Consider the following 25,784-nt stretch of genomic DNA (forward strand, 5'->3'; position numbering starts at 1 on the left):
ATGCGACATCGAGACTGGACTACCCGTCTGAACGACGTGATAAAGGCTGCCCAAGGGCGGCCTTTTTCATGGGGCGAATTTGACTGCTGCCTGTTTGCGGCGGACTGCGCTGCCGCCGTTTGCGGCGTCGATCCAGCCGAGCAGTACCGCGGCAAGTACAAGACGGAAACCGGTGCTAAGCGTCAGCTGAAGAAGCAGCACGGGAGCCTTGAGGCTGCCTGGGATGCCTGCTTTTCCAGGGTGTCGCTGGCGTTTATCCAGCGCGGTGACGTTGTGCTGTACGACGCACCAGGTGGACGAAGCATGGCTGTGTTCTGGGCCGGTGACTACTGGTCGACGACCGAAGACGGCGTCTTCCGCATTGAGTGCGAGCCTCTGGCCGCGTGGAGGGTTGAATGAGCGGTGGCGTCAAGAAACTCGCCCAGGTAGTGGTTGGGGCCGTGATTGGCTTTGTCCAGGGTGGTCCTGTAGGCGCCGCAATTGGTGCCGGCCTGGCCTTCTACGCTGCCGAGCAGCAGGAGAAGCTGAACACCAAGTCCCCGCTACGGGACAACGAGCCCTCCGCGCAGACCGTACGCTCCTCAAAGGCCCCGGTCCGTTTCATCCTTGGCCGGGTTGCCACCGGTGGTGTGCTGGTGTGGGCCCAGGAGCAGCCTGGTGCCCAGTCCGAAGGGGAGTGGCTGCACCTGGTGTATGTGCTGTGTGAAGGTGCGGTGGATGCGCTGGAGGAGATCTACTTGGGCGAAGAGCCGATCGCCTCGTACGGTCAGTTCGCCAGCTATGAGTTGGTGGTGAACCCTACTCAGGTCAATGCCTTCCTCAAAGCCAACTGCCCCGACTGGAAAGACAGCCAGATTGGGCGGGGCCTTTCCTACGTCAGGCTTTCTCTGCAGTACAGCGCCGAGAAGTTTCCGTCCGGCATTCCTGACGCGCGCTTTGTGGTCCGCGGCCGAAACGATCTGTACGACCCACGCACCGGCATGAGCGGCTACTCGGCCAACACCGCGCTGCACCTGCTGTGGTACCTGCGCGCCCGGTGCAATGTGCCTGACGATGAGATTGTCTTCGAGACATTCGCCAGTGCCGCGAACGTCTGCGATGAATCTGTTGGCAATGCTGACGGCTCGGTAAGTGCGCGGTACAGAACTGCCTGCGTCATCGGTGCCGACGAGCAGAAGTCCGGCGTGTTGCAGAAGCTTGAGGCGGCCTGCGCCGGGAAGCTGATCCGCGTCGGCGGTCGGTGGATGCTCCAGGCTGGGGCCTACTACGGCCCTTACGACTTCGAGATCACCGAGGATATGGTGATCGGCACCATCGGCGGCAGCACTGAGCCGTCAAACGACGCTGCCATCAACACTGTGCGCGGCACCTTCATTGACCCTACTCAGTCGTGGACCGAGACGGATTACCCAGAGGTGAGCATCGCGGAGTGGGTGGCGCAGGACGGCGGCGAGGCGGCGGAAACGCTTACATTCTCCTATGTGACAGACCCCTACCTGGCCCAGCGCCTGGCAAACATCGAGCTTCGCCGGCGCCGTGCTGGCGGGGTGATCACCATTCCGATGAACTTCGCCGGCTACAACTGCCGCCCCGGGCGCGTGGTGCGCGTGAACCTGCCGTCGCTGAACATCCTCGGTGAGTTCATCGTGACCAACTGGTCCATGGGGGACGAAGAGGGTTGCAACGTCCAGGTGCAGCAGTATGAAGCGGCGATCTTCGACGACGCCGTGGGCGAGCCGTACAACCCGATTGGTTTCATCAATCTGCCTTCTGGAGGGCTGGGGTCGCCAACAGGTCTGGCCTGGGTCCAAGAAACGGGGGCCGAGGTTGTTCAGGGAGTACTGACCTGGGCGCCAAGCGGCGGAATCGTGTCGGAATATGCCGTGATCGTCCGCCAGGGCGTGAATGTTGTGCAGTCTCACACCATCCAAGCAGCGAGTAATCGCTGCCAGATCAGCGGGCTGCCATCTGGCAACTATACGATGAGTGTTGCAGCGATAGGGCCTATGGCCCGCTCAGGCGAGGCGACCATCAATGTCAGCGTAAATGGTCCTCCTATTCCGGAGTTCTGCGCTGTGCAGTCCTCGCTTGAGTCGATCACGCTGATACCGAGCAATCCATCGGCAGGTTTGAACGGCGGCACCTATGAGTACTTCTTCACGACCAACCCGAATGCACCTTCCAGCGACGCGGTCTACCTCGGGCAGGGCCTGAGCTTCACTCATACTGGCCTCGCGTTCTTCACGAACTACTTCTATTACATCCGCTCAACCAATGCCTATGGGAAGAGTCCGTTCCTGTTTGTCCCTGCATCAACGTCGAACGACGTTAGCGCCTACTTGCAGGCCTTGGCAGGCAAGATTACCGAGAGCGAGCTGGGACAGGAGTTGTTGAAGGAGATTGAGAAGATCTCCGGCGACGGCCCAGGCTCTGTGAATGACCGCCTGGGCGAGCTCAACGAGCAGCTGCAGGAGCAGATCGGCAACCTGGTTGACGCTCTGGAGTATGACCCGGCGAAACCCTACCTGCAGGATGACGCTGTTCGCCTGGGCCAGCGCCTGTACCAGGCCAAGCAACCGGTACCGGCAGATCCCTCTGGGGCGAATGCGCCACCAAACCCGCTGTACTGGCTGGATATCGGGCAGGTGGTGCAGAGCGCCAACGGGCTTGCTGCGCAGGTGCAGGAGAATACTGCCGGCCTGTCCGATCTGGGTGGCGTGGTCACCGCCCAGGCAACAAGCCTGCAATCGCTGCAGGCAGCTTGGCGCGCTGACGTCGACGACGATGGCGGCATGTCCGACGCCAACGCAGCCTGGGACGCCCAGGCCGGTATCAGTGAACAGCGCAAGGTGTTTGCAACTGAGCAGCAGGCATCCGCTGAGCGCTTCATCGCGATTGACGCCAAGGTCGGGCAGAACGCGGCCGGGCTTTCCACTCTGGAAAAGGCGGTGGCCACCCAGAACGAGGCCACGGCCACGCGCCTGGATCAACTGAAGGCCGAGGTCGACGACAACGCGGCGGACATTCAGGAGGTGTCCGAGGCGCAGGTGACAACCGACCAGGCCGTGGCTTCGATACGAACCTCTGTCGAGGCGGTTTACACCGCCGGCCGGGACGATACGGGGGAGGGTGACCTGTTGAGCGCAATGGATGCTTGGCAGTCGCAGGCCAAGTTCTCAAGCGATGTTCGCATCCTGGCGGATGCCGATCAGGCCCTGGCTCGCAAGTCCGAGACGCTCGAGGCTTCGATCGGCGAGACCAGCGCTTCGGTTCAGCAGGTCAGCCAGGCCGTGGTGAACCTGGATGGGAAAGTGAGCGCCCAGGTGACCATCAAGGCGCAAACCACAACGGGCGGCAGAACCGTAATGGCCGGGCTGGCGCTTGGCAGCGACGGGGAAACATCGGAGATCCTGGCGCTTGCTCAGCGATTCGCGGTGGTGGACGAAGTTTCTGGTCAGGTCTCTGTGCCGTTTGTGGTGCAGAACGGCCAGGTGTTCATCAACCAGGCGTTTATCAGTCAGGCGTTCATCAAGGAGATCGTTCTCGGCATGACATTGCGCTCTGCTGCGGTCAACTCGCAAGGGTTGCCGTTGCTGGAGATCAACGTGCCAGCTGGGACGCTGACATTGCGCGGACAGACGGCAGATGGTTCGGTGCTGCTCAACAACTACGGCCTGTATGTCTACGACCTGAACTACATCGAGCGCGCAGGCGTGGGGAGGATGACCTGATGGCGCTGTATGGATTTAGGACCAAGGACGCGGCGGGGGTGGTCACTTTCGACACCTCCGTTACACCTATTCGGTCATTGAAGATGATGACGGTCACCGGTGATGGCAGCTTCGACCAGTACATCTCGATTCCGGAGATTCAGGCGCAGTCATTCGTCGTTGTCGACTCCCTGGAGGACCGGGGGGAATTCACTTATTCCCCTGCCGCCTGGTACTCGGCCGGCACTCTGCAACTGAGGCAGCCGCTCACCAATACCTGGCAAGTGATGATCCTGTCTCAGGGCGGAGAGCCGTTCACCGCGACCGGCTCGTACGGCATCAGGAGCAGGAACGACAACATCCGCATGCAGATCGATGCGGTGAATCGAGTGCTCAGTGTTCGTCACAGTGGCAGCTTCCAGTTCGGCCAGCAGGTGATACCCGGCCAGCAGGCGCAGTTCATCCAGTGGGCGGACATCAACTTCCCGGCGCCGATCACCACAACCGAGAGGCCGCTGGTTTTCTTGAATGCGGTCGACTACATGATGGTCGGCAACTTCTCGGTAAAGGGTGGCCCGGGGAACTGGACGGGGTTCAGGCTGAAGGCCTGGCCGCACCCTTTGCACGGGAGCGCCTGGCAGCAGTTCATGACCATCAAGTGGTTCTGCTCGAGCTACATGGCTGACAGTTCGCCCGTCGGCCAGTACGGGATTTCAGTGCGGGACGCCAATGGCGTCCGCCTGTTTTCCACATCAACAAACATCACCTCCCTCAACAGTCAGCCGGCGAACAACTCGTTCGTTCAGGCAGGCGACCCGATCAGCGGCTCCGGCAGTTACTCGCCGAGCCAGCAGATGCCATGGACCGGCAGCTATGACGACTACGTGTTGGCCAATGCCCTGTTCTCCTGCACGAACATTGTGCAAACCACTCAGCCGATACGAGCGAACTTCGGGGGCTTCTGGCCCGGTAACAGGGGAATGCTCCAGATGTATGTCGATAACGGCTCAGGCATCAACCCACTTACCGCCAATGGCCGGACGCTGTTTGCAGCGCGGCCGATGAAGCCGATCTAAAGGAAATCCATATGCCATGGTACAGAACAGGCACCGTCGCCATCACGGCCGGCCAGAACACGGTGACCGGTACCGGCACTGCCTTCTCGGCAAACGCCCGAGTGGGGGATGCTTTCCAGGGGCCTGACGGCCGCTGGTACGAAGTGACCAACATTGCCAGCGGCACGGTGCTCACCATTCTGCCGGCTTACCTGGGGGCGACTGTCGCGGCCGGCACGTATGGCCTTGCGCCGATGCAGGGGTACGTGAAGGAGTCAGCTGATCGGCTGCGCCAGATCGTCGAGCAGTACGGCGCAACGCTGGTTTTGTTTGGTGGTGCTGCTGATGCGGCGACGCTAAGAGTAAACATTGCTGCCGCGACCCGGGGCCAGAACGCCGACATCACGGCACTCCTGGGCCTGACCACCGCACTCAGCGTTGCCCAGGGCGGCACCGGCGGCAACACAGCTGCGGCTGGCCGCGCCGGGTTGGGGCTGGGCACGGCTGCCACGGCAAATGCTGTCGGCACGGTTTCCCAATCGGGCGGCGCAATCATCGAGCGCGGCTCCAACGCCTCGGGCCGCTACACGAAATTTGCGGACGGCACGATGATCTGTTCAGCAACGCTGAACTTCTCCCAAGCGGTCACCTTCGCCCAGGACGGGCTATTCATCGGGGCCACGCCGACGTTCGGCTTCCCGGCGGCCTTCATCGCGCCGCCTCAGTTCACATTCAGCGCGCGGGCGCAGACGGTTTTCACCCAGCCCAATGCGGTGACCGCGACGACCTATCAGGGACTAGTCATGTCCATGACTTCCAGGACCATCACAGCAGACTTTGTAATGACAGCCCAAGGCAGGTGGTACGCATGAGACTCAAACTGATACCGATCAACTCGGACGCCTCTCTGATCATTCACAAACTGGGTGACGTGCTGACCATCAATGGCCTGGCCTATGACTTCGGCCCGCTGCCAGATGGCGCCACGCTCCCGGCCGAGGCCATTGGTTGCCCATGGATCAACCAGCCGGTGGAGCGTATCAACGGCGTGTTGGTCATTCCGATCACCATGCCGCACGGTGCCGAAGCCGGGGAGCGATCGCGCTTCCCCGCGGACATTGTCGGGGCCCCGGACGGTCCGATTGCGCTGCCGACCGACCAAGACCCCAAGCCAGCCGTGGCGGAATCAACAGAGGAGACCGATGCATGATCGACTTCAGCAAGGTCAAAACCGCAGAGCAGAAAGCCAATGAGGCCCGCCAGGCAGAGCGCGACGCGGCGCTGGCGTCCCGGCGTGCGGCCTATACCGCCGAGAGCGATCGCCTGAAGTTCGAGGCTGAATATGACGCGCTGGCTGCCGGCACTGAGCCCGATTACAGCGCCTGGACCGCCGCGGTCGCCGCCATCAAGGAACGCTACCCGCTCCCGCAGTAACAGTCAGAGCGTCAGCGCACCCGCCATCGAGCGGGTTTATTTTTGCCTGGAGAAAAGCATGCCCTGGAGTAGAGCAGGAACAGTGGCCGTAACAGCTGGCCAGAAGACGGTCACCGGTACCGGCACGGCGTTCACCTTGAATGGCCGGGTCGGTGACGCCTGGGTCGGGCCGGACGGCCGGCAGTACGAGGTCACGAACATCATCAGCCCGACGTCGCTGAGCATCGAGCCCGGGTATCTGGGTTCGAGTGTTTCCGCAGGCGCCTACGCCCTGGTGCCGATTCAGGGGTGGCCAAAGGCTGCAGCCGATCGGATGCACCAGATCATTGACCAGTGGGGCGTGGCGCTTTCCTCGCTGGGCGCCGTGTCGACAGAGAACGTGGTGCCGGTGGCCAAAGGCGGGACGGGCGGAACGACGCCGGCGGGTGGTCGGAATGGCCTCGGCCTGAAGACGGCGGCGGTGGCGGATATCGTCGGTACCGTCTCGCAGGCAGCAGGCGTGCCCACTGGCGCGATCATCGAGTCAGGCACCAACGCGAATGGCGAGTACGTGAAGTTTGCCAACGGCACCCTCATCTGCACGGCGGCGGTTGTGCTCGAGTTCAGCGTACCCCAGACCCTGCTGAAGCTCTGGTCCTTTCCTGCGGCCTTTTCAGCGGCGCCGAAGGTAACCGTCACCCCGATCCAGGGCCTGTCGGCCGATTCGGCGCCGGTGACGTTTGCCGAGTTCGGTCCCGCGATGGCCGCCTCTATCAACACCGTTCAGTGTGTGCCGCGCCTGTGGCGTACCGCCGGCGGCACCAACAGCTTCATCAGCACGTCCGTGGCCACCGTGCACTGCCACGCCATCGGCCGCTGGTTCAACTAGGAGAAACGCATGACCCCTTTGACCGAGCAGCAGTTGCTGCAAATCCTCCCGAACGCCCGCCCAGTCGCGGGCAATTTTTTGCCTGCGCTGAACCGGGCCATGGCGCGCCACAAGATCGACAGCCCGGTGCGCGCTGCGGCGTTCCTGGCCCAGGTTGGGCATGAGTCGGGCCAGCTGCGCAACCTAGTGGAGAACCTGAACTACAGCGCCGAAGCGCTGGTGCGCACCTGGCCCAGCCGGTTTACCGCAGTGTCAGCGGCAGTCTGCGCGCGGCAACCGGAAAAGATCGCCAGCATCGTCTACAGCGGGCGCATGGGCAACACCCGCCCGGGGGACGGCTGGCGGTACCGTGGACGCGGGCTGATCCAGCTTACCGGCCGGTCGAACTATGCCGCTGCCGGCGCCGGCCTGACCCTGCCGCTGGAGGACAACCCCGAGCTGATCGAGCAGCCTGAGCACGCCGCCATGTCCGCCGCCTGGTGGTGGTCGACCCACGGTCTGAATGAGCTGGCCGACGCCGGCCGCTTCCAGGATATCGGCAGTGTGATCAACACCGGCAAGCCTGGCCGGGTGCCGCGCGGCGCTGCTGAGCGAAAGGCGCTGTGTGACCGCGCGCTGAAGGTGCTGGCGTGAGCGCCTGGGCGCTGCGGGTTGCCAGCGCCGGTCTGCTGATCCTGTTGGGCATCGCGGTCGGCACCTGGGCGACCACCAGCCACTTCCGGCCGCTGCTCGACGCGGAGCAGGACCAGGCCGCCCGGTGCAAGGCTGGCCGCGACAACCTTGCCGGGCTGACGCAGGAGCAGGGCAAGGCACTGGGAGACCTGGTGCTGGCTGCGAGCGCCCGGCAGTCCGCTGCTGAGCAGGCGGTGAGCGAAGCCAAGGCCAGCGCGGATCTCGACTACGCCGCGGCAAACCGGCTGCAACAGGAGCGCACCGGCGGCGACCAGTGCGCTGCCGCCACCTCGATCATCGACAAGGAGTTGGGACTATGAGCCTGGGCCTAAACCGGCGTTTCCGTGGGTGCGGAATGGATATCTTCAAAGCTGTGAGCCGCGCGATCCGTGGCCTTGCCCGCGGGGGCGGAGTTGTTTTGGTCCTGGGCCTCGCTGGGTGCTCCGGTAAAGTAGAGCCGCAGGTTCAATACGTCCGCGTCGAGGTGCCAGTGCAGGTGCTGTGCCGAGCGCCAGAGGTTGCCGTACCGACGTGGGCGGCTGCTGGCCTGCGCAAGGCCGATAGCTTGGAAGTGAAGGTGAGGGCGCTACTTGCCGAGCGTCGTCAGCGAATCGGATATGAGCGTCGACTGGTGGCGTCTGTGAAGGCGTGCATGTAAGATAAATTTCAATAAAACTTAGGATTGAGAAATGAGCGGGCTGAAGACTTTAAATGCGTTGTCGCAGACACTAGCAATCTTAGCTGTTCCAGTTCTCGTTGCATATTTTGGTAGTTCGATTCAAAGAGAGATCAGCCAAGGTCAGCTGAAAAAAGAGTACGTGCAGCTAGCGATTGATGTTTTGAAACAGCCAACGAGCGACAATGAACTGAAAGGTTGGGCTCAGCGGCTTCTTTCTGAAAACTCACCTACGCCATTTACAAGAAATGAAAAGATGAAACTTCAGGCTGGAGGTGCGTTTGTAGTTGAATTGCCATGCCCAAATGAAGATTCAATGAAGAGGCAAGAAAGCCTTTTGGTTTATCTTGATCAAATTGTAGGGGTTGAGGATCTAGAGTCGGGTGTATCGGTTCTAAATCTAGGAATGGCATCTAAAGCCGCAAGCAATATACAGGTTGAGTCTCCGCAATTTATTGAAGCGTATTTGAAACTGAGGGAGGGATTGACTGAGCAGCGAATTCACCTCGAATACTTACAGAGGTATGCAAAAACATTTTGCGAACAGAAAAGCGATGAGTCATTGACTCCTGAGCAAAGCCAATAGGTACATTGTACTAATTCAAAGTTGCGCGTGATTTTTTTGTTTTCACCCAGCGGCTGCTCAACGAATTGTCGCTATCACCGATGCCGGTGACCAAGGATTGATTGCCCTGCGAGCGTGCCAGGCCTACGCACGAGGTATCGGGAAGTAAGCAGTAAAGAGACTGCTTTCGACCCAAAGCGGGCTTTCGCGAAGGGCAGCAATCGGCCAAAAGCGAACCGCCAGGAGTGCCTACGAAATCCGGGGCGACTCAGGCCGAACAAAACGCCGACCTGCTGGACGAAATTGAAAAGCACAGAGCAGCAGAGAGTTGCGACGATCTAGCAACGGTAGTCGACTGAAAAGCCTTGGCTCTGGATGTGATACTTAAGGAGCTTTCGCACTATAGAACCTGGTCAGCAGGCTAGGGGCATTTGGCTTTGAGGTAATCCACGAAGACCCTCAACTTGGCGGGCATGTGCGTTCGGTGGGGATAGTACAAGTAGAAAGGCTCCCCGACCGGACTGAAGGGTTCCAACACTGCGCGCAGCTTTCCTTCGGCAAGCTCTTTCTCGGCAAACTGGCGAAATACGTAGGCTAGCCCCACGCCCTTGCACGCAGCAGAAACCACCGCGCGCATTTCGTCGTATATGACATTGCCAGTCACGTTGACCTGCTGATTTCTGTCATTCACCCAGAATACCCATTCGTAAAATTGCCCTCGCGTATGAAGTCGCTGACGAATGCAGGTATGAGCTATCAGTAGTTGAGGCTCCTTGGGCTCGCCGTGCTGACGGAAGTAGTCTGGAGAACCAACGACAATGCGATGTTGGGGCAGCCCCAGAGGTACGCCGATCATATCTTGCTGGACGGTATGCCCTAACCGCACGCCGACATCGAATCCCACTCCCACAATATCGCTGAGAACGTTGTCGATGGAAACTTCCACGCTCAGGGCCGGATACAACCGCAAAAACTCGGTGAGATGAGGCTCGATCAAGGAGACGAACGCGACGTGGGAGGAATTGATGCGTAGCTCCCCGCTCGGCTGATCGTAGTCTGATCGGATCTGATCGATGGCGCTGTCCACGGAAGCCAGCGCAGGCTCGACAGTCTTGAGTAACTGACTTCCGGCATCGGTCAGGGAAACGCTGCGCGTGGTGCGATTAAAGAGCCTGGCGCCCAGCGCTGCCTCCACCTGCTTTATCGTTTTGGAGACAGCCGTAGAGCTGACACCCAACTCGGAGGCAGCACGGGCAAAACTCAAATTGCGGGCCACCGTCACGAACACCGAAAGCCCAGGGAGAAGTGCCGGGTTATGACCGCTCGATGTGGATTGCACATTCGCCTCGATTATCAACTTTAAGTTCATAACCTATAACGAACTTACCGCCTTATCGTCAACAACCCTCGCCATTAAGCTCGGTTCTTCATTCAAGCATTCCAAGAGGATGACACCTTGCTTACGAATCGCACTCCCCGGTCTGAGTTTGAAAATCGTTGGAAGCGCGCCCAAGCTGTTGCCAAGGCCAACGGCGTTGAGGCACTGGTTGTCTGGGGTAAAGGTGGCGGCACCGTCGACACAGCTAACGACCTGATCTACCTCTCCAACTACTGCCCTGTCTTTCCCTATGCTCCGGATCTACCGGGTCTCTGGGCGGGACTTTCTCACGGCGCCGTCATCATCCCTGCGACAGGCGAACCCATTTTAATCACCGAGTCACCGGCGATCCGTCGGGACGTGATTGCCGTTCAGGACGTGCGCTCGGCAAATGGCTTCGTTCCCGACAAAGTTGCGGCAACGCTAAAGGAAATGGGCCTTGGCAGTTCCCGCGTAGGCCTGGTCGCCGGGCCTTGGTTGGTTGCGTCTGTCTACAAACGCCTGCTCAGCGCTGCGGTGGGCGTACAGTTCATAGAGCTCGATTACGCTATTGAAGGGCTGCGCACCCATAAGTCAGCTTTCGAGTTCGAACTGCTGCGCGAAGCCGCCGAGGTGGGCAATGCCTCCATGGAGGCGATGATGAAAAGTGCAGTCACCGTTGGCACCACTGAAGCCGATGCTGTTGCGGCTGCCTACAACATTGCTATTCGTCGGGGCGCGGCAATGATCGACGCGGCCTGCTCCTCAGGCCCGCATTCTTCTTTCTACGCACATGGCATGGCACCGCAATGGACGACACGCAAGCTTGAAGCGGGCGACATCTTCCACTGTGACATGTACGGGGCAGCCGTCGAAGGCTACACTTGGGACTTTTCGCGATCTGTCGTCGCAGGCGGTAAATGGACAGCTGAACAGAACGAAGTGTACGACGGCGCAATCGCGGCCATTGAGGCAGGCGTTGACGCGTGCAAGCCGGGGGTGTCGGCACAAGCGCTGTATGATGTCGTTCTGCAGGTGCTTCAGAGCAGAGAGATTTATTGCGGATACCCGCTGCACGGGCATTCCTACGGTATTGGCTGGGAATCGCCTTGGTTGGTGCCTGGCAACGAAACGAAGATTGAGGCCGGCATGGCAATTGCCATCGAATGCATGGCTGGACGAAAAGACGTCGGCTTTGTGAAGTTCGAGCATAACGTGCTGGTGCACGCTGATCGCGTAGAACTGATTTCAACTTGCCCAGCCCGCCTGTAACGCCAGATTCCTGACACAGATTAAATAGCAGCTGCAATGCCCGCCCTGATGATAGGACGGGCATTCGCGCGGCTATTTCTAAGTCTACGAGTTAGTCGCGGCTATTCGCACAACTCTACGTCCAATTCACGTTCCTTGATGTTGGCGATGGGCTGAAGGATGGAACCATCGAACTGACGAAGCTCTGCGCCTGCCTCGATCAGCGAAGGATAGTCAGGATTGCCGAGCGCGCCGCGCCCCAGCGCCACAAGATCAGCCCCCGAACGTATTACCTCGGCTGCACGATCTGGATCATGCAGGCCGCCGTTCGCAATGATCGACACGCCCGGAGCATACTTCCTGGCCATAGCGACGAGACTGTCGTGAGAACCCTCGAATGCAGGCTGCCACGCCTCATACTCAGTGACATGAATAAAATCGACCTCAGCATCAGCCAGAGCGCTGAAGATGATTTGAGCGTCGCTTTCACCACCGAGCCACTTGTTCTTGAAATTGTTGACCTTGCCCTGAGAAATACGGATGCCCACCGGCACTTTCGCTCCGACACGTTCCTTCACCGCAGCGACCACCTCGACGAGAAGACTCATGCGCTGACGGATATCACCGCCCCAGCGGTCATTGCGCAAGTTGGTGTGGGCCGTCAGAAACTGGTCGAGTAGGTACCCGTTCGCTCCGTGTATTTCGATACCATCAAATCCTGCCACCTCGACCGCACGTGCTGCCGTATCCACGAAGCCTTGAATAGCCTCCGCGATCTCAGCTTCAGTCATTTCGACAGGCATACAGTAGGAGCCTGTGCCATGGTAAACAGTCATCTGCTCGCCCACGGGCTGAACGGCAGAGGGGGCAATGTTGTGATGGCGATAGATATTGCCCTGACTCAGCGCACCGGCGTGCATGATCTGCGCAAAAACGAGAGCGCCCTGCGCCTGCAAATCCTGGTTGAGCATCGACCATTCGGCTGCCTGCTCCTCATCTGCCAGTCCCGGTTGGTTGGGGTAGCCCTGCGAAAATGCCTTATCGGTGTACAAACCTTCGGTGATGATTAGACCGAACCCGCCTTTGGCGAACCGTAGGTAATAGTCACGCATAGTTTGCGTGACCAGACCATCCTCCGTCGCAGTTACCCGCGTCATCGGTGCTACCGATAGGCGGTTCCGGAAATGCGCGCCTTTGATATCGTAGGCCGATAAGATGACTTGCTTTGTTTCGCTCATAATTGCCTCGTAAAGTCGTTTAACACACTATGGAACCGGCTGTTTCAAGCATGCTATCGAGCGAAAGCGGCGAGACAAAGGCTCTTGCCAGTGAAGCGGGCTTAACAAAAAAGGATATAAAATGCTGACGTCCGACCTACGGGTATTTCAGGCAGTCGCGTCTGCCGGCAGTCTTTCCGCTGCTGCGCGTCAACTGGATGTGCAGCCTATGCAGGTGTCACGGCGAGTGGCCGCACTGGAGGAAGAATTGGGCACGCGCTTGTTCCATCGCACCACCCGATCAGTTTCGCTCACCTCTGAAGGCCAGCTCTTCCTACCGTATGCATCAACGATAATTGATGCGGAAGACAATGCGAAAAGCGAACTGGGCCCAGCGTCCGCCAAAGCGAAAGGCGTCCTGCGCATGACCGCGCCGAGCGTATTTGGCCAATCAATAGTGGTGCCTATGCTCTCTCGCTTACTGGAAGCCCATCCTGATCTGAGCGTTGACCTAGATCTCTCGGACAAAGTGATCGACATCGTCGGACAAGGGCTGGACCTAGCCCTTCGCCTTGCACCATTGGGAGATTCCGAACTGGTCGCCAAGCGAATCACTTCAAACCCCCGCGTGATATGTGCATCGCCGGACTACTTACGCCGCAATGGCCGACCTACGAAGTTGACTGAGCTGGAGGCTCACCACTGCATTCAGCTTCAAGCCATTCCGCGCTGGCCGTTCATCATTGATGGAGAGCTCACTCGCAAGCGTGTAAACGGTCGTGTCAACACCAGCAGCGTTGACGCGGTAAGAATCGCAGCGATCCAAGGTCTCGGCCTCGCCATGCTGACCTCATGGGACATCATCCGCGAGGTGCGCGACGGTAAGCTTGAAGTCGTTGAGTTACAGGATGCCGAAATGGAGGATCTCTCGGTCTGGGCCGTGACGCCTAGCCGACGTTTTACGCCTATGCGGGTCAAAGTATTCTTAGGCGCGCTGGAGGATGAGCTGGATATGATCAGAAAATCAGGCTGACGCGCATTTTCCTGTAACCGACGCCTCTGCGGTGCCCGAATTCAGCTGGAGAGTTGCATTCCACTTACCCGCTCATTTGCATTCGACTTGACCAGTCGTTTGCATCAAATGCGACCAGCACAGCTGGGCCGAAATCCGCCATTTGTGACCGACAGCTATCGGCCAATGGCTGCCACAGATCAAAGGCTGAGCCAGGCCGATTAGCGCCCCTCTAGACACCTGCCTATTCGATTCAAATAGACCAAGTCGTCAAATAGTTGCTCACCAATGCAGAAGGCATCGGCGTGCCGTTCTTCAAGCACAAAACCGCATTTTTCTAACACACGACATGACCCGATATTTCCATCGGTAACGACGCCCTTGAGTGCATCCAAACAAAGAACATCTCGGGCATAGCTGATCACTGCTTGTAGAGATTCAGAACCATACCCTTTGCCTTGAAATTGCGGGAGCAACAGATAGCCGACTTCAGCTGTCGAGCCGGTCGGCTCTGCCAGCTTCAGACCTGTCACACCGATAGCTTCTTGGATATGTGGATCGAACATGACGAGGCATAGCCAGTGCGTTGAGCCGGGCAACCACAGGGGCAGCCTTGACTCGAACCTTTCGCGGACTTCGGATTGTGTTTGCGTATCGCAGACGTATCGGGTGACACGCTGATCGCCGTGCAGCGCGAGGAACAGCGGCCAGTCATCTTCGATTATCTGCCTCATGTTTAAACGCTCACTGTGTAGCTCCACCGCGCTAATCTCCCTATCTAGTCGGCCCAAGAGGTAATCAATCAGTTTTTCGCCTATTGATGATCGCTTTCTGCATGCCTTGAATGACAGCTATGGGTCGAAAGCAGCCGGTCATGAGTGACCGTTATCACCCGGAGCGGACCAGGTCAATGGAGCGCATCATCAACTGGTATCGGTTAGAATCCGCAGCTTATTTCAACAATGCTTGCTACAAACAAGGAAATTCCATGACAAGGATGGCTGCTGTTTTCACTTTACTGAGTTGCATGGCGTCGGCATCGGCATTGGCGGCGTCTGATTGTCCGTTTCCGCAGGGAGTGCAGGCATCCATCGGTGCGTCGAAGGAAGCTATTGCGGCCAGGCAAGCGGGCGTTGCCAAGGATGATCTGCTCACCAGGATTTCCCCCACAGCCAACGGGCAGATGTCCAAGATGCTAAAGAGTATCGTCGACGAGGTTTACGATTATCCAGCACTGCTGCCCGAGGTGTATGCCGCCTTCCGGTTCGAGCACTGCTTTGTTTCGCAGCAGCACGCCGAACAGGTGGCGGCTATGAAGTTTGCCGATGCCTACCCGCTGCTGAAGAAATGCGAACAGCTCGACCCGGAAGGGGCTCGACCGCCTTGTGCAATGCGTGTAGTGCATACGTTGACCGGAATTCCCGAGTAAACGATCCGTTGATTTGCTCACGGGAATGCATGCTATGTTGCTGCGTCCTGAAATCGAGAGCGAGAGGTCGTCTCCATCCTTATCCGCATCGAATGTCCGCTTCTAGCCGTTAGCTGCCGCGAATGTAAAAGGCCTTTTCCATCGCAGAATCTCGTTTGAGCAGGTTGTGATGGCTGGGCAAGGTACAGAAGGGCACTTAAGCCGTCGCCTACCCCGTCACCTCAGTAGAGATGGCGCAGGTCATGCTTGACCACCGCATCGACCACCAGGCTGGTGGCCTTGCCCAACAGGCCCGTACCGTTCATGTGCTCGGACAGCATCTTGGAAAAGGCTGGAATCTGCCTTTCGTCCAGGTGTGTTGCGCGATCCCACAAGCCCGCGGCCAGCAGTTCTGGGCAATGCTGAAAGCGATAGCGCTCGATGTTCACGACGGTAGCGACCCGAGGTGGCTTGCCGTTGATTGCCAGTGGGGCGAGCAAGTTCGAGTCGTTGTTCAACCAGGCGCGCCCGGCCACGGATAAAACCGTGTCGGCGCCGGGCTGAAGGAAGGACAGGCGCAAGGCGCCATCGACGAGAATATTGCTCAGGCTGCAGGCAACCTTGTTGCCAGGGCGTTCCGGTACCAGCAGAGTGTGGCGATCCAGTACCTGTACGAAACCAGCCGGGTCACCTCGTGGCGACATCTCGGTGGCGTCGGCCTGGCGCTGCGTAAGCATCAGCAGGTACGGCGAGGCGGCGATAAAGGCCTGCGCTGGCTCGGACAAGGCCTGCCCTGTGTCAGCTAAAAAGGGCGTGGTGTACTCTCTGGCCCGCCAGAAATCGGCGCGTACCTTGGCTCGCGAACAGTGCAGGAACAGCGCCTCGGCGCGAAACTCCAACAGCTTTCTGGCCCGCAGAGAGCCCCGGCCATTGGCGCGCAGGCTGAACCCCACGCCGGGCAGGATGAAATACAGACTGCAGGCCATTTCCTCTATCGGCTGCTGTGAGATCGCTTTGTCTGCCGGCCAGGGCAGCAAGATGTCCTGGCCCTCGGCCCGTAACACTGGATGGTGGCGCAAATCGAGGTACTCGATATCTAACCGCGGGTCGGCGAAGCCGACGGCGCAAACCGTCGCTTGGCGGATCATCAGCAGGCAGTGCTCATCCAACTTGCGCTGCAGTCGTTTGTGCATCATCGCCGGTGGTGGCGGAATCAGTGCGCGCAAGGCGCTTAACGATTCGATTCTGTGCTCGGGCATAGCAGGTCTTCCTGTGCCATGGTCGTGTCGTCGATGCTAGGCAGTCCGATGACGGCTGGCCATGGCTCTGCGGTTCAACCTGTATGGCTTTTGGTTGCAACCTGCACTTGCATGGCCGACGGCTGGCCGCCGCTCTGCACCGTGCGTTAGAGTCGTTACCCAAGCAACTACCAAGAGCAAGTCCGATGGTCAGAAGTACCACCGTATCTGCCGTCGCAGTGCTGGATCTGCACGACCAGTTGCTGAATCTCGGCGTGGTCACTGCAACCCAGTTGCGGGAGGCCGGGGTGGAGGGTGCCAAACTTCTCGACCAGGGGGCTGCGGCATCGCCGATCCAGGAGCAGCGTGTCGACGAGACCCAGTTACTGGCGCTGTGGCAGTTCGCCGCGAACAACACGCAATTGCCGCATATCGGCCTGCTGATCGGGCAGACCTTCAACCCCGCCACGCATGGCGTGCTGGCTAGTTGGTTGCGCCAATGCAGTCGGGTGAGCGAGGTGCTGGAAGTGTTCCAGCGGCATATCGCGCTGATGAACCCTTCGGAGAGCTGGCAGTACAGTGAAACGGCAGATGCCCTGGTGCTGGAGATCACCTTCGCCCCCGGCAAAACCTACCCGCAGGCCGCCATCGAACGCAGCATGAGTGCAGTGCTGCGCTGGAGCCGGGAGATGACCGGCGTAGAGCTGCGGCCTCTGGCCTGCGAGTTCGCTTTCCCATCCCCGGCCTACCATGCGCACTTTGTCGAGCTGTTCGGCAGCGAGCTGCGCTTCGACAGCGAGAGAAACAGCCTCCACCTGCCGCGAGACTTCCTGCAGCATCCCATTCTCGGCGCCAGCGACTACCTGCGACAGATGCTGGAGTCTCGTGCAAGGGCGACACTCGCGCAGCTGCAAGACGCAGATACGCTTGCCGGCACGGTGCGTCGCTTGATTCTCGCAAGCCTGCCCGAAGGCATGAGCATCGAGCCAACCTGCCAGGCGTTGCACGTCAGTCGCACCACGCTCTACCGACGCTTGAAGGAAGAGGGCACCAGTTTCAGCGCGCTGGTGGCGGAGGTACGTCGCGAGTTGTCCGCGGAGCTGATTCGTCAGGGGCTGCCCGTGGCGACGGTCAGCGAGCGGCTGGGGTTCAGGGATCCCAGCACTTTCCACCGTGCCTTCAAGCGCTGGTTCGACCGCCCTCCGGGAGCCTTTCGAGACTAGCAATGGGCTTGCCGCTTTCGGCGTCAATGGCGCGTTAAGCGAGGCTACACCTGTCTGTCTATTCAATCGCTATAATCGCCGGAGCTGTTTAATTCATTTAGCATAAGCTCTTCGCTTATTTTTATATCGTCCAAATTACTGGGGTCTATTGACCCCCATTCTTCGTCATCACCAATTTCAATTATTGTTAGTGGGATTTCTTTGCTTTGGAAAAAATCAATTATCGCCCTTATGTTTTTGTCATGTTCCATGTGGTCGTTCAGGTAAAGCTGACAGGTGTAAAAAAAGCCTCGCTCACCCATGGCTAGCATGTTTGATGCGTTGCCTACAGCCCATCCAAGTGATTTGTGCAATAGCTTTGTTGCCTCTATATCCTTTACAGGATTGCTGCACGAAATGCTTATCTTAGGCATGTCAAAATTCCTCTGGAACTAGGGGTTTAGTGCCTTGCCCTTTGTGTTATTTTGGAAGTTGCCACCACCCCAGCGATACAGAAGTTCTGAATCGCCCCTGACTTTTTAGAGACTCGCTGACAGCTTTTGGCCGGAAGCAGACGATTGGTATCGTCACTGATCTGGCCGCCCGACAGCAAGGCCTGAATCGCTATTGGCCTATACTGCTTGATCAAATTACTGGAGCGGCGAGCGTGAAGAAGACCCTGGCGGGAGTTATCGAGGTCGGCGAGCCGCTGATTCAGCAGGCCATCGATGCGCAACGGCGCTACCATGCAGCTCAGGATGCTGGTCGACCGACAAAGGAAGTTGAGCGCTTGCGCCTGGAGGCCGAGTCGCTGTACCAGGCTGTCACGGAATACCAGCTGCGATTGCTTGGAAACAAAGGCGCAACGCTTCATTGATGGAAAGAATGTGACCTTCAAAGGTAGCTCATGATGAAGGTTACGCTCGAATTTGCCGTGCCAGGCGTAAGGGATTCATTGGGTATCCGGTAATAGGCTGCTTTGAGGGGGATGTAGAAGTTTCCTCCAATACTTCCAGTACTATCTGTAAAAACCTGGTTTTTATCAAATTGGATGGGTTGATTGTCGTCATTGAATAGCTGAAGGGCAACCCCGCGAGCACCTGAGTCGGTACTTAGGCCAACAATACCCGCGCTTGCATCAATGGTTGCGGTATTGGCCTTGAGCATGTAATGGATTTTGTTGATCGTCTTCGGGCAATCAATCAGGTTAATGTTGAAGGCGACCCTGGGCGGGTTGGCAGCCCCAAGACTGCTAACGGTGTGATCCGTGCCCATATTGACTTGCAGGTCTGGACTCTTACAGGAGGCAGATTGATGGGTAATGGTCAAATCAAGATAGAACTTGAAAAGTTCCAAGTCACCTTTCTTGTAGGTGGCAAGTAGCCCATTGATTATTTTGGTGTTGGTGGGAATACGTCCTGTTTTTACCAGACCTAATGTATAGGTATCTCCCTCCAAGTATCTGCTCCCCGTTGTGTTGGAAATTCTGTCATCGTAGGAAAACAGGCCATTGCTATTACGTCCACCTTTAATGAACCAAGACAGTCCAGTCCCAGGCAATTCGAACAAGTAGCCCTTGGTGGCATGGGTACTGAGAGAGGGATTAGCGATAATCCCCATATTGGTGCTGACGCTGCAATCATATGTGCCCGTGTCGCCCAAACTTCCCATGGTTTTCTCGTAAACGGTCGTGCCGTTGGGCGTATCTCGGGGGATATCAAGTTTAACATCGCCAAGTGAAGAGTTTAATATAAGCGTCTTGAAATTTGATGTCGGCGTGCAAATCGCGGCCATTGAGGATTCGTTGGCGAAGAGTATTAGGGCGAGCAGTGGCCATGTGATGTTCTTGAGTGCCATTAGTTACTTGGCCTCTCAATAAATTCCCAATAGTAATTCGGGTTTTCGGCTTTGATTTTATTCAGTTCATCGGAAGTAGATGGGCTGGCAAAAGTTTCGTGTGGCACGGTGGGCGCGCAAGCAGATATTGCAAAAAATAGACTTGCCAATGCAATTGGGTTTGGCTTATAATTGCTTGCTTGCTTGCTTGCTTGCTTGCTTGCTTGCTTGCTTGCTTGCTTGCTTGCTTGCTTGCTTGCTTGCTTGCTTGCTTGCTTGCTTGCTTGGCGTTAGTTCCGAGTTTTGTATGTACATTGCTAATTCGTACTGTCAGAAATGAATAGGTAAAGCTACCTATCCCGCCTCCTGCTCGACATCAGACGATTCTCATTTTGGCTGAACAGCCTAATCGCCCCCTCAATCAATTCCAGTGAAATCGCATCCTTATCAAAGCGGCTCGACCAGCTCTTGAGCTTGATTACGCACGTTTCCTACCGCAGTGCTCACCCGAAACCACTCGAATACCTCTGGCGGCTCGCCCAGGCTCAGCGCCATTTGCTCGGCTTGCTCTTTCGGCGTTGCCGGATCGAGCCACTCCCGAGCGAACTCCGGCGCCAGTACCACCGGCCGCCGATCGTGCACATCGACCATGCCGCCCGCGCTGTCGGCGGTGATGATGACGAACCCGTCATGCTCGTTTGGCTCTTCGCTGAACTGGCCAATGCTGGCACACAGGGAAGGGCGGCCATCACGACGCCGGATCAAGTAGGGCTGCTTTTTTGGGCCGCCCTCATCGACCCATTCGAACCAGTTGTCGATCGGCACAATGGCCCGGTGCGGCCAGATCGCGCGGAAGAACGGACCGTGAGCCACTTTCTCGACCCGGGCATTGATCGGCGCGGCGCGGTCCTTGGCCCAGTGCGGCCGCCAACCCCAGCGCACCAGGTCTGCATGCAGTACTCCACCCTCGAGCCGAAGCAGGGCGACCCTGGTCGTCGGGGCGACGTTGTATCGTTCAAGCGGATGGTCACCGACACTGTTGGCAAGCGGGCAGGGCATGCTCAGGGCGTCGACGAAGTCGTGGATGCCGTGGTACTGGCTCAATCTTCCGCACATCGAGATTCCCGCCTGTCAGAAAATTCTCACATAGAAATTGACCGCAAGGCTTTCTGAAAGTTAACTGTATATTCGTACAGTGTCGGAAGTCGTGCGTCATGAGCTACTCAATCATAGGCCCCATTGCTGAAGGCGGCCTGCAACTCCCGTTGTGCTCGTCCCAGGTTCCTGCCGGATTCCCTTCGCCGGCGGCAGACCATATCGAGGCGCACATCTCCCTGGATGAGGTATTGAACATCAGGGCTCCGCACGTCTATCTGGTGTCGATCACCGGCGAGAGCATGCAGGGGGCCGGGATCTTCGAGGGGGATCTGGCGATCGTCGATCGCTCGCTGGAGCCTGCTCACGGTCACATCGTCGTAGCGCTCTTGAACAACGACCCTGTATGCAAGCGACTGTGCATCCGCAGTAAGGACGTGATCCTGCTGTCCGAGAACCCGAAGTACCCGCCGCGTTACGTGCTGGAGGGCGATGAGCTGTCGATTTGGGGTGTGGTCACCAGCAGCGTGCGCAGCCATGTCTAACCCACCGGTCTTCGCGCTGATCGACTGCAACTCGTTTTACGCATCCTGCGAGCGGGTATTCCGCCCGGACCTGGCCAAGGTGCCGATTGTGGTGCTGTCGAACAACGATGGTTGCGTCATCGCTCGAAGCTACGATGCCAAGCCATTTATAAAAATGGGCGAGCCGTATTTCCAGATCAAGCAGAAGCTGAAGCAGCACGGCATTGTGGCGTTCTCCTCAAACTACGCCCTTTACGGTGACATGAGCGAGCGGGTCATGAGCCTGATTGAATCCATGGTCCCCGGCGTCGAGGTCTACAGCATCGATGAAGCCTTCGCCGATCTGACAGGCATAACAGGCTTGGACGCGCTGGGACGCCGAATTCGCGGGCAGGTGCTGCGCTGCACAGGTATCCCGGTCGGCGTCGGCATTGCCGGGACCAAGACCCTGGCCAAGCTGGCGAACCATACCGCGAAGCGACTGCAGGCGCAGACTGGCGGCGTGGTTAACATCTGCGACCCGTTCAAGCGCGACTGGGTGCTGCGCAACACTGCGGTATCCGAGGTGTGGGGCGTTGGCCGGCGCATGAGCGCGCACTTTGAAGGCATGGGCATCAAGACGGCAATGGACCTGGCCAGAGCTGACCCCTGGACGCTTCGGAAGAAGTTCAGCGTGGTGGTCGAGAAGACCGCCCGGGAGCTGGCCGGCACGCCCTGCCTGGAGCTGGATGAGCCGAACCCGCCAAAGCAGGAGATTTGCTGTAGCCGGATGTTTGGCAAGCGGCTCAAGGAACTACCCCCGATTAAGGAAGCGGTAGCCACCTACATGATGCGGGCGTCGGAAAAGCTGCGGGCCCAGGGTTCTGTCTGCAAGAAGCTGCGCGTCAGCATCCGCACCGGTATGTTCAATCCGGATGAGGCCAAGTACGCGAATGGCGTGGTCGTCGATCTGCCATATCCCACCGATGACGTGCGACTGCTCACAAAGGCTGCGGTCGACGCGCTTGATCGAGTGTTCCGACCTGGCTTCAACTACAGCAAGGCCGAGGTGATGCTCCTGAATCTCTGCCAGCGCGGTGAGTACACCGACGACTTGTTCGCCGCGGCGCAGCCGGCCGAGGCGACCAGGGTGATGGCGGTGCTTGACCAGATCAATGAGCGATGGGGCAGGGGAACACTGCGAGCAGCGAGCGTACCGGTGAACCCCGACTGGGGGATGCGCCGCGAGATGATGAGCCAAAGCTTCACCACCAGACTGGATCAGCTATGGAAAGTCGCGTGTGAATGAAGCCTTGGGAAGGAATCAAGACGGTCTCGAAACCAGCACTACGCCTTTGCACACCACCTCGGATATGGACCGAGTCAGTGAGCCTTTAGCCCAAGGTAGCGCATCCCTATCTGCCCGGATGTTCTCGAGGTCAGCCAGGGAGTTGCTTGATCCCATGTACAAGGACTTGCGGTTCGTACAGTCAAATTGGCGCTTTGTATAGCTGGCTCCAATGATGCCCTCGCGCTTCGTAATGACCTCAATCCCCAGTCCGGCGTTTTGGACGCTGATAATTGAGTACTTGGCGTCAGGGTCGGCGGGCGCCGAGATTGATCCTGCTAACGCTGACGGACCGATGACCATCAACGCCCAGAAGGCTATGTGCTTCCCTTTCATTCCGGATACCTTTTCCTTGGAGCCGAGCGAGCAATATACGGTAGTGGACATTTCTGGGGTGTGAAGGGGGAAGGTCAGAAAGATGACGAGCTGTAGGGTAAGGGGAACTGTGATCGGTCGGCAGGACGCCGAAGGAGGGAGTGATGCTGATACCAATTTTGATACCAATGGGTACGTTTGGGTGGGGGGCGATGGGGGATTTCGCCCAATAAAATCAACGCATTGGCACCCGCTAACACCCATACAGGACTGCATGGTGATGTTAGCGGTGGAGATCAAAGGGCTTACCTATCAATAGCTTATGTGACGTCTTCGCAGCTGCGGACCAATTTCGGACCAATCTGGAGCTTTTCCAGCGCCTGCCAGTCATTGGACGAGTTTATCCAGCGTGCATACGTCGATAAGAGCATCTGCACGCTATGCCCGAGCTGTTGGGCGATAAATGCGGGGTTGAGGCCAGACATTAAGCATATTGTCGCATAGGTGTGACAGCAGTTGTATGGCCGCCGGTAGCCGATCCCCAATTCCTTGAGGATTGGCCGTCATTGGTGGTGCAGATAACCTCATGCCAGTGAAAAATTCGAACTCGTAGAACGCGGCATGAATCGAGCGGCCTGCCTGAAAATCAGGCTTTTAACAAAGCATCCGCGATTGTTCCGGAAAAAGTCGTCTCTACCGGCCCGCAGAGAAAGACTGATCCCACGCCGTCCCATTGAACCGTCACGGCTCCACCGTCACATTCAACTTCAACGCAATTGTCTAACAAGCCACGACGAATGCCGTTCACCGCGGCGCCACAAGCGCAGGAGCCTGAACCCAGCGGGATACCACCCCCGCGTTCCCAAATTCGCAACCGGATGTGCTTTCGGTCAATGACCTGCACGAAATGCACGTTCGTCCTGAGCGCAAACAAGGACGTGGTTTCAATTGTCGGCCCAATCGACGCAACCTCAACGGCTGTCAGATCATCGACAAAATAGGTGCAGTGCGGATTTCCCATGCCACAGGCTGTTGGGCTCCCCGGCAGTGGCAATAGCAAAGTATCCATTTCCATAGCCAGAGGAACATCTGACCAGCCCAAAAGCGGCTTTCCCATGTCTACAGAAACGCCGCCGGTTGAGGTTCGCTCGCACGTTAGCAAGCCACGCTTGGTTCGCAGTATTACTGAAGTCTTTTGGGCGCTACGCATCAACATATCCGCGGCACCGCGCGTTGCGCTGCCACAAACGTCCAGCGGTGAGCCATCCGCATTCCAGAATTTCAAACGCGCATCTGCGTCATCGCAATCGAGCATCACCGCAAGTTGATTGAAACCGACTCCTCGGTTCCGATCGCCCATTCGCCGAGCCATATTGCTGGTAACCGGACTGAGTGAATTTCGCGAGTCTACGATGACGAAATCATCACCATTGGCGTGCATTTTATGAAAGCTTAACGGCATAATTTGGCCTGACTTCGAGACGTGTGATGAATTAACGCGTTGAAGCGATCTACCCCTATTTGCATTACTATTGCAAGACTCATTAGGCAGATGCGTTTGGCAGGCAGGATAGGTCGTTATGCACGGTGGTGATGAAGCCAAGCCTTGACCTGAAGATCAAAGGCCGTTGTTTTACCAACGGCCTTTTCCTTCCTGTCAGATTTTGGGTTTTACGTTCTTCGCTTGCTCATCAGACAGTTTCTTGTTTCGATCGGCTTCGGCGTTAGCATCACGCGCAGCCAGCTCGTCAAACATCGATTTGACGTCGATGATGGACACTGTGTAGTGAGGCACCATTTCGTCTGGTTGTTCCGAAGCGCCAACCTGGATGATTTTCCCGCAGGTTGGGCTAAACGATTGCGGCGCCGGAAACGACACACCGGGAATGTTGCTGTTGGCGCTGCGCACGCCCTTGCATGGACCCTCTGAGCTGGGGCCAAAGTACTGTTTCCCGTCGCGGTCGTACTGCCAGACAAGGCCGAGCGTCATCATCTGGGTAATGTTCGACGGTTTACCGAACTTTTCAGTCAAGGCAGCTTTAAGTGCCTCTGTCTTGATGCGCGACCCGTCTTCGAAGCGTTGAACACGCGCAATGAACCACACTTTCCCAGCATCATTCTGAAGCGCTGCAAACTCGTCAGAAGGCCCCCCCGCATTGCTGAGGCCGGTTCCTTTGAGTCGGTCTGCTGTAACTGCTGTAACGCCGGCTTCCTTGCCGTCACGCAGCATCAATGGCGAAAGCTTGAAGTTTGGGTTTGCCTCTGCAATGGCTTCTTTGGCGACAGCCAACGAGGATCCAAGGGCGACGCCGGAAATGTCATCTGCGGCCAGAACAGCCGTGCAGGTTAACGTGGCGAGAAGGGCGGCGATGCCCGAACGTTGAAAACGCATGAGAAATAGTCCTTATCAAAAATCAGCATACCTGCAAGGTATGCATGCTGCTCCTGTTGCGCAGTGCGGCGTGGCCGCGCCGAATATTAACATCAACCTGCCGTAACAGTGTCAATGCTGGAGCGCATGCAGGGGGCAAGACATCGGCTTCGATGCGAATCTGGTGAAGGCGATTCGGGCGAATCGATCTGGCGGGATAAATCCGAAATCCAAAGCACGCCAGGGCGGGGCCAGGAACAGGAATAAAGGCAAAGGGTGAGGCTAGCGTTGGTCACCGCGCACAGTGACCCTGATGCCCGTGGCCACAATCTCGTACTCCGTCTCGGAAATCTTCTTCACCTCACCGCCGAATTGCATCTCGAAATGCTTGCGGCCCTCATGGCGAACCATGCCGTGAGATGAGCGTTCAACGGTCTCGTCCTGATAAATGTTGATCACGTACTGCACGTTGTCCGTGCCGACCCCCATGAGCTTGCCAACATATTTATCTGCCATGTCCGAACTCCTTGCGTGAAGCCTCAAGGTAGCGGGTACAAGCAGATCTATCCACTGCCTTGAACGGTGCGGGTCACCCTGCTGGTGTTTTGTGGCCTGGGCAGTGCTAGGCTTTGGGCGAACCACACCATCCAG

27 protein-coding genes and 2 pseudogenes are annotated in these 25,784 nt (G+C 57.8%); 18 read left to right on the plus strand and 11 right to left on the minus strand.

Features of this window, described 5'->3' with window-relative positions; genetic code table 11:
• The 11 genes and pseudogenes from BLR26_RS16285 to BLR26_RS27530 form a co-directional block, all read left to right on the plus strand.
• Positions 1-399 carry a DUF6950 family protein gene (locus BLR26_RS16285; RefSeq protein ID WP_093382559.1) on the plus strand — a complete coding sequence of 133 codons (399 nt, stop codon included), beginning with the start codon at positions 1-3 and terminating at the stop codon, positions 397-399.
• Positions 396-3,731, plus strand: a complete 3,336-nt coding sequence (locus BLR26_RS16290) for a phage tail protein (protein WP_093382564.1) — start codon at positions 396-398, stop codon at positions 3,729-3,731. The genes BLR26_RS16285 and BLR26_RS16290 overlap by 4 nt, the downstream gene beginning before the upstream one ends.
• On the plus strand, positions 3,731-4,786 hold the full coding sequence (locus tag BLR26_RS16295) for a hypothetical protein (protein WP_256326732.1): 1,056 nt from the start codon (positions 3,731-3,733) through the stop codon (positions 4,784-4,786). The genes BLR26_RS16290 and BLR26_RS16295 overlap by 1 nt, the downstream gene beginning before the upstream one ends.
• Positions 4,787-4,797: 11 nt before the next feature.
• Positions 4,798-5,637 (plus strand): phage tail protein, encoded by an 840-nt coding sequence (locus BLR26_RS16300; RefSeq protein ID WP_176794255.1) that lies wholly within the window; start codon positions 4,798-4,800, stop codon positions 5,635-5,637.
• Positions 5,634-5,975: a hypothetical protein gene (locus BLR26_RS16305; RefSeq protein ID WP_093382569.1), complete on the plus strand. Its 342-nt coding sequence runs from the start codon at positions 5,634-5,636 to the stop codon at positions 5,973-5,975. Before BLR26_RS16300 ends, BLR26_RS16305 begins: the two co-directional genes overlap by 4 nt.
• A complete protein-coding gene (locus BLR26_RS16310; RefSeq protein WP_093382574.1) occupies positions 5,972-6,199 on the plus strand; it encodes a hypothetical protein in 228 nt (75 codons plus the stop codon). The genes BLR26_RS16305 and BLR26_RS16310 overlap by 4 nt, the downstream gene beginning before the upstream one ends.
• A 58-nt stretch (positions 6,200-6,257) precedes the next feature.
• Positions 6,258-7,067 carry a phage tail protein gene (locus tag BLR26_RS27155; RefSeq protein WP_143013281.1) on the plus strand — a complete coding sequence of 270 codons (810 nt, stop codon included), beginning with the start codon at positions 6,258-6,260 and terminating at the stop codon, positions 7,065-7,067.
• Between the two features lie 9 nt (positions 7,068-7,076).
• Positions 7,077-7,700 (plus strand): glycoside hydrolase family 19 protein, encoded by a 624-nt coding sequence (locus BLR26_RS16320; RefSeq protein WP_093382578.1) that lies wholly within the window; start codon positions 7,077-7,079, stop codon positions 7,698-7,700.
• Positions 7,697-8,059: a hypothetical protein gene (locus tag BLR26_RS16325; RefSeq protein ID WP_093382583.1), complete on the plus strand. Its 363-nt coding sequence runs from the start codon at positions 7,697-7,699 to the stop codon at positions 8,057-8,059. Before BLR26_RS16320 ends, BLR26_RS16325 begins: the two co-directional genes overlap by 4 nt.
• Before the next feature lie 369 nt (positions 8,060-8,428).
• Complete coding sequence (locus tag BLR26_RS27160; protein WP_143013282.1) at positions 8,429-9,001, plus strand: hypothetical protein; 573 nt, start codon at positions 8,429-8,431, stop codon at positions 8,999-9,001.
• Positions 9,002-9,047: 46 nt separating this feature from the next.
• Positions 9,048-9,149: pseudogene (locus tag BLR26_RS27530) on the plus strand (lysis protein); the annotation flags it as partial.
• Between the two features lie 252 nt (positions 9,150-9,401).
• Here the strand turns inward: BLR26_RS27530 and BLR26_RS16345 are convergent.
• Positions 9,402-10,349, minus strand: coding sequence for a LysR family transcriptional regulator (locus BLR26_RS16345; protein WP_093382590.1), 948 nt, complete (start codon positions 10,347-10,349; stop codon positions 9,402-9,404).
• 87 nt (positions 10,350-10,436) lie between these two features.
• Here BLR26_RS16345 and BLR26_RS16350 point away from each other — a divergent pair, with 87 nt between their 5' ends.
• Positions 10,437-11,609, plus strand: coding sequence for a M24 family metallopeptidase (locus tag BLR26_RS16350; protein WP_093382593.1), 1,173 nt, complete (start codon positions 10,437-10,439; stop codon positions 11,607-11,609).
• Positions 11,610-11,710: 101 nt separating this feature from the next.
• On the opposite strand, the gene BLR26_RS16355 is transcribed toward BLR26_RS16350, so the two are convergent.
• Positions 11,711-12,826, minus strand: a complete 1,116-nt coding sequence (locus BLR26_RS16355) for an NADH:flavin oxidoreductase (protein WP_093382596.1) — start codon at positions 12,824-12,826, stop codon at positions 11,711-11,713.
• Positions 12,827-12,947: 121 nt separating this feature from the next.
• Between BLR26_RS16355 and BLR26_RS16360 the strand changes: the two genes are divergently transcribed.
• Entirely contained in the window at positions 12,948-13,838 is an 891-nt protein-coding gene (locus tag BLR26_RS16360; RefSeq protein ID WP_093382600.1) for a LysR family transcriptional regulator, read from the plus strand.
• A 200-nt stretch (positions 13,839-14,038) separates the two neighbouring features.
• On the opposite strand, the gene BLR26_RS16365 is transcribed toward BLR26_RS16360, so the two are convergent.
• Complete coding sequence (locus tag BLR26_RS16365) at positions 14,039-14,551, minus strand: GNAT family N-acetyltransferase (protein WP_093387534.1); 513 nt, start codon at positions 14,549-14,551, stop codon at positions 14,039-14,041.
• Positions 14,552-14,691: 140 nt separating this feature from the next.
• Between BLR26_RS16365 and BLR26_RS16370 the strand changes: the two genes are divergently transcribed.
• The gene (locus tag BLR26_RS16370; RefSeq protein WP_143013283.1) at positions 14,692-15,246 is read left to right on the plus strand and encodes a hypothetical protein; all 555 of its coding nucleotides are present in this window, start codon (positions 14,692-14,694) and stop codon (positions 15,244-15,246) included.
• Positions 15,247-15,467: 221 nt separating this feature from the next.
• Here the strand turns inward: BLR26_RS16370 and BLR26_RS16375 are convergent, their stop codons facing one another.
• Positions 15,468-16,484 (minus strand): PNPOx family protein, encoded by a 1,017-nt coding sequence (locus tag BLR26_RS16375; protein ID WP_093382606.1) that lies wholly within the window; start codon positions 16,482-16,484, stop codon positions 15,468-15,470.
• Positions 16,485-16,669: 185 nt separating this feature from the next.
• Between BLR26_RS16375 and BLR26_RS16380 the strand changes: the two genes are divergently transcribed.
• A complete protein-coding gene (locus BLR26_RS16380) occupies positions 16,670-17,686 on the plus strand; it encodes an AraC family transcriptional regulator (RefSeq protein ID WP_176794256.1) in 1,017 nt (338 codons plus the stop codon).
• Between the two features lie 62 nt (positions 17,687-17,748).
• Here BLR26_RS16380 and BLR26_RS16385 read toward each other — a convergent pair whose 3' ends face one another.
• On the minus strand, positions 17,749-18,099 hold the full coding sequence (locus BLR26_RS16385; RefSeq protein ID WP_093382612.1) for a hypothetical protein: 351 nt from the start codon (positions 18,097-18,099) through the stop codon (positions 17,749-17,751).
• Positions 18,100-18,332: 233 nt separating this feature from the next.
• Between BLR26_RS16385 and BLR26_RS16390 the strand changes: the two genes are divergently transcribed.
• Positions 18,333-18,542, plus strand: a complete 210-nt coding sequence (locus tag BLR26_RS16390; RefSeq protein ID WP_093382615.1) for a hypothetical protein — start codon at positions 18,333-18,335, stop codon at positions 18,540-18,542.
• Positions 18,543-18,559: 17 nt separating this feature from the next.
• Here BLR26_RS16390 and BLR26_RS16395 read toward each other — a convergent pair whose 3' ends face one another.
• Positions 18,560-19,522 carry a fimbrial protein gene (locus BLR26_RS16395; RefSeq protein WP_093382619.1) on the minus strand — a complete coding sequence of 321 codons (963 nt, stop codon included), beginning with the start codon at positions 19,520-19,522 and terminating at the stop codon, positions 18,560-18,562.
• Positions 19,523-19,948: 426 nt separating this feature from the next.
• A complete protein-coding gene (locus BLR26_RS16400; protein ID WP_093382623.1) occupies positions 19,949-20,617 on the minus strand; it encodes an SOS response-associated peptidase in 669 nt (222 codons plus the stop codon).
• A gap of 98 nt (positions 20,618-20,715) precedes the next feature.
• On the opposite strand from BLR26_RS16400, the gene BLR26_RS16405 reads away from it, so the two are divergent.
• Together BLR26_RS16405 and umuC are read left to right on the plus strand one after the other, a co-directional pair.
• Positions 20,716-21,141 carry a LexA family protein gene (locus tag BLR26_RS16405; protein WP_093382627.1) on the plus strand — a complete coding sequence of 142 codons (426 nt, stop codon included), beginning with the start codon at positions 20,716-20,718 and terminating at the stop codon, positions 21,139-21,141.
• Positions 21,134-22,408 (plus strand): translesion error-prone DNA polymerase V subunit UmuC, encoded by a 1,275-nt coding sequence (gene umuC / locus BLR26_RS16410; protein ID WP_093382629.1) that lies wholly within the window; start codon positions 21,134-21,136, stop codon positions 22,406-22,408. The genes BLR26_RS16405 and umuC overlap by 8 nt, the downstream gene beginning before the upstream one ends.
• A gap of 674 nt (positions 22,409-23,082) precedes the next feature.
• Here the strand turns inward: umuC and BLR26_RS27535 are convergent.
• The 4 genes and pseudogenes from BLR26_RS27535 to BLR26_RS16435 form a co-directional block, all read right to left on the minus strand.
• Positions 23,083-23,322 (minus strand): annotated as a pseudogene (locus BLR26_RS27535) (site-specific integrase); the annotation flags it as partial.
• 86 nt (positions 23,323-23,408) lie between these two features.
• Positions 23,409-24,224 (minus strand): diaminopimelate epimerase, encoded by an 816-nt coding sequence (dapF, locus tag BLR26_RS16425; protein WP_093382635.1) that lies wholly within the window; start codon positions 24,222-24,224, stop codon positions 23,409-23,411.
• Positions 24,225-24,419: 195 nt separating this feature from the next.
• Entirely contained in the window at positions 24,420-25,154 is a 735-nt protein-coding gene (locus BLR26_RS16430) for a hypothetical protein (RefSeq protein ID WP_093382638.1), read from the minus strand.
• Between the two features lie 261 nt (positions 25,155-25,415).
• Positions 25,416-25,649, minus strand: coding sequence for a hypothetical protein (locus tag BLR26_RS16435; RefSeq protein ID WP_093382641.1), 234 nt, complete (start codon positions 25,647-25,649; stop codon positions 25,416-25,418).
• Between the last annotated feature and the right edge of the window lie 135 nt (positions 25,650-25,784).

The sequence above is a fragment of the Pseudomonas sp. UC 17F4 genome, from assembly GCF_900101695.1.
GTDB lineage: Bacteria > Pseudomonadota > Gammaproteobacteria > Pseudomonadales > Pseudomonadaceae > Aquipseudomonas.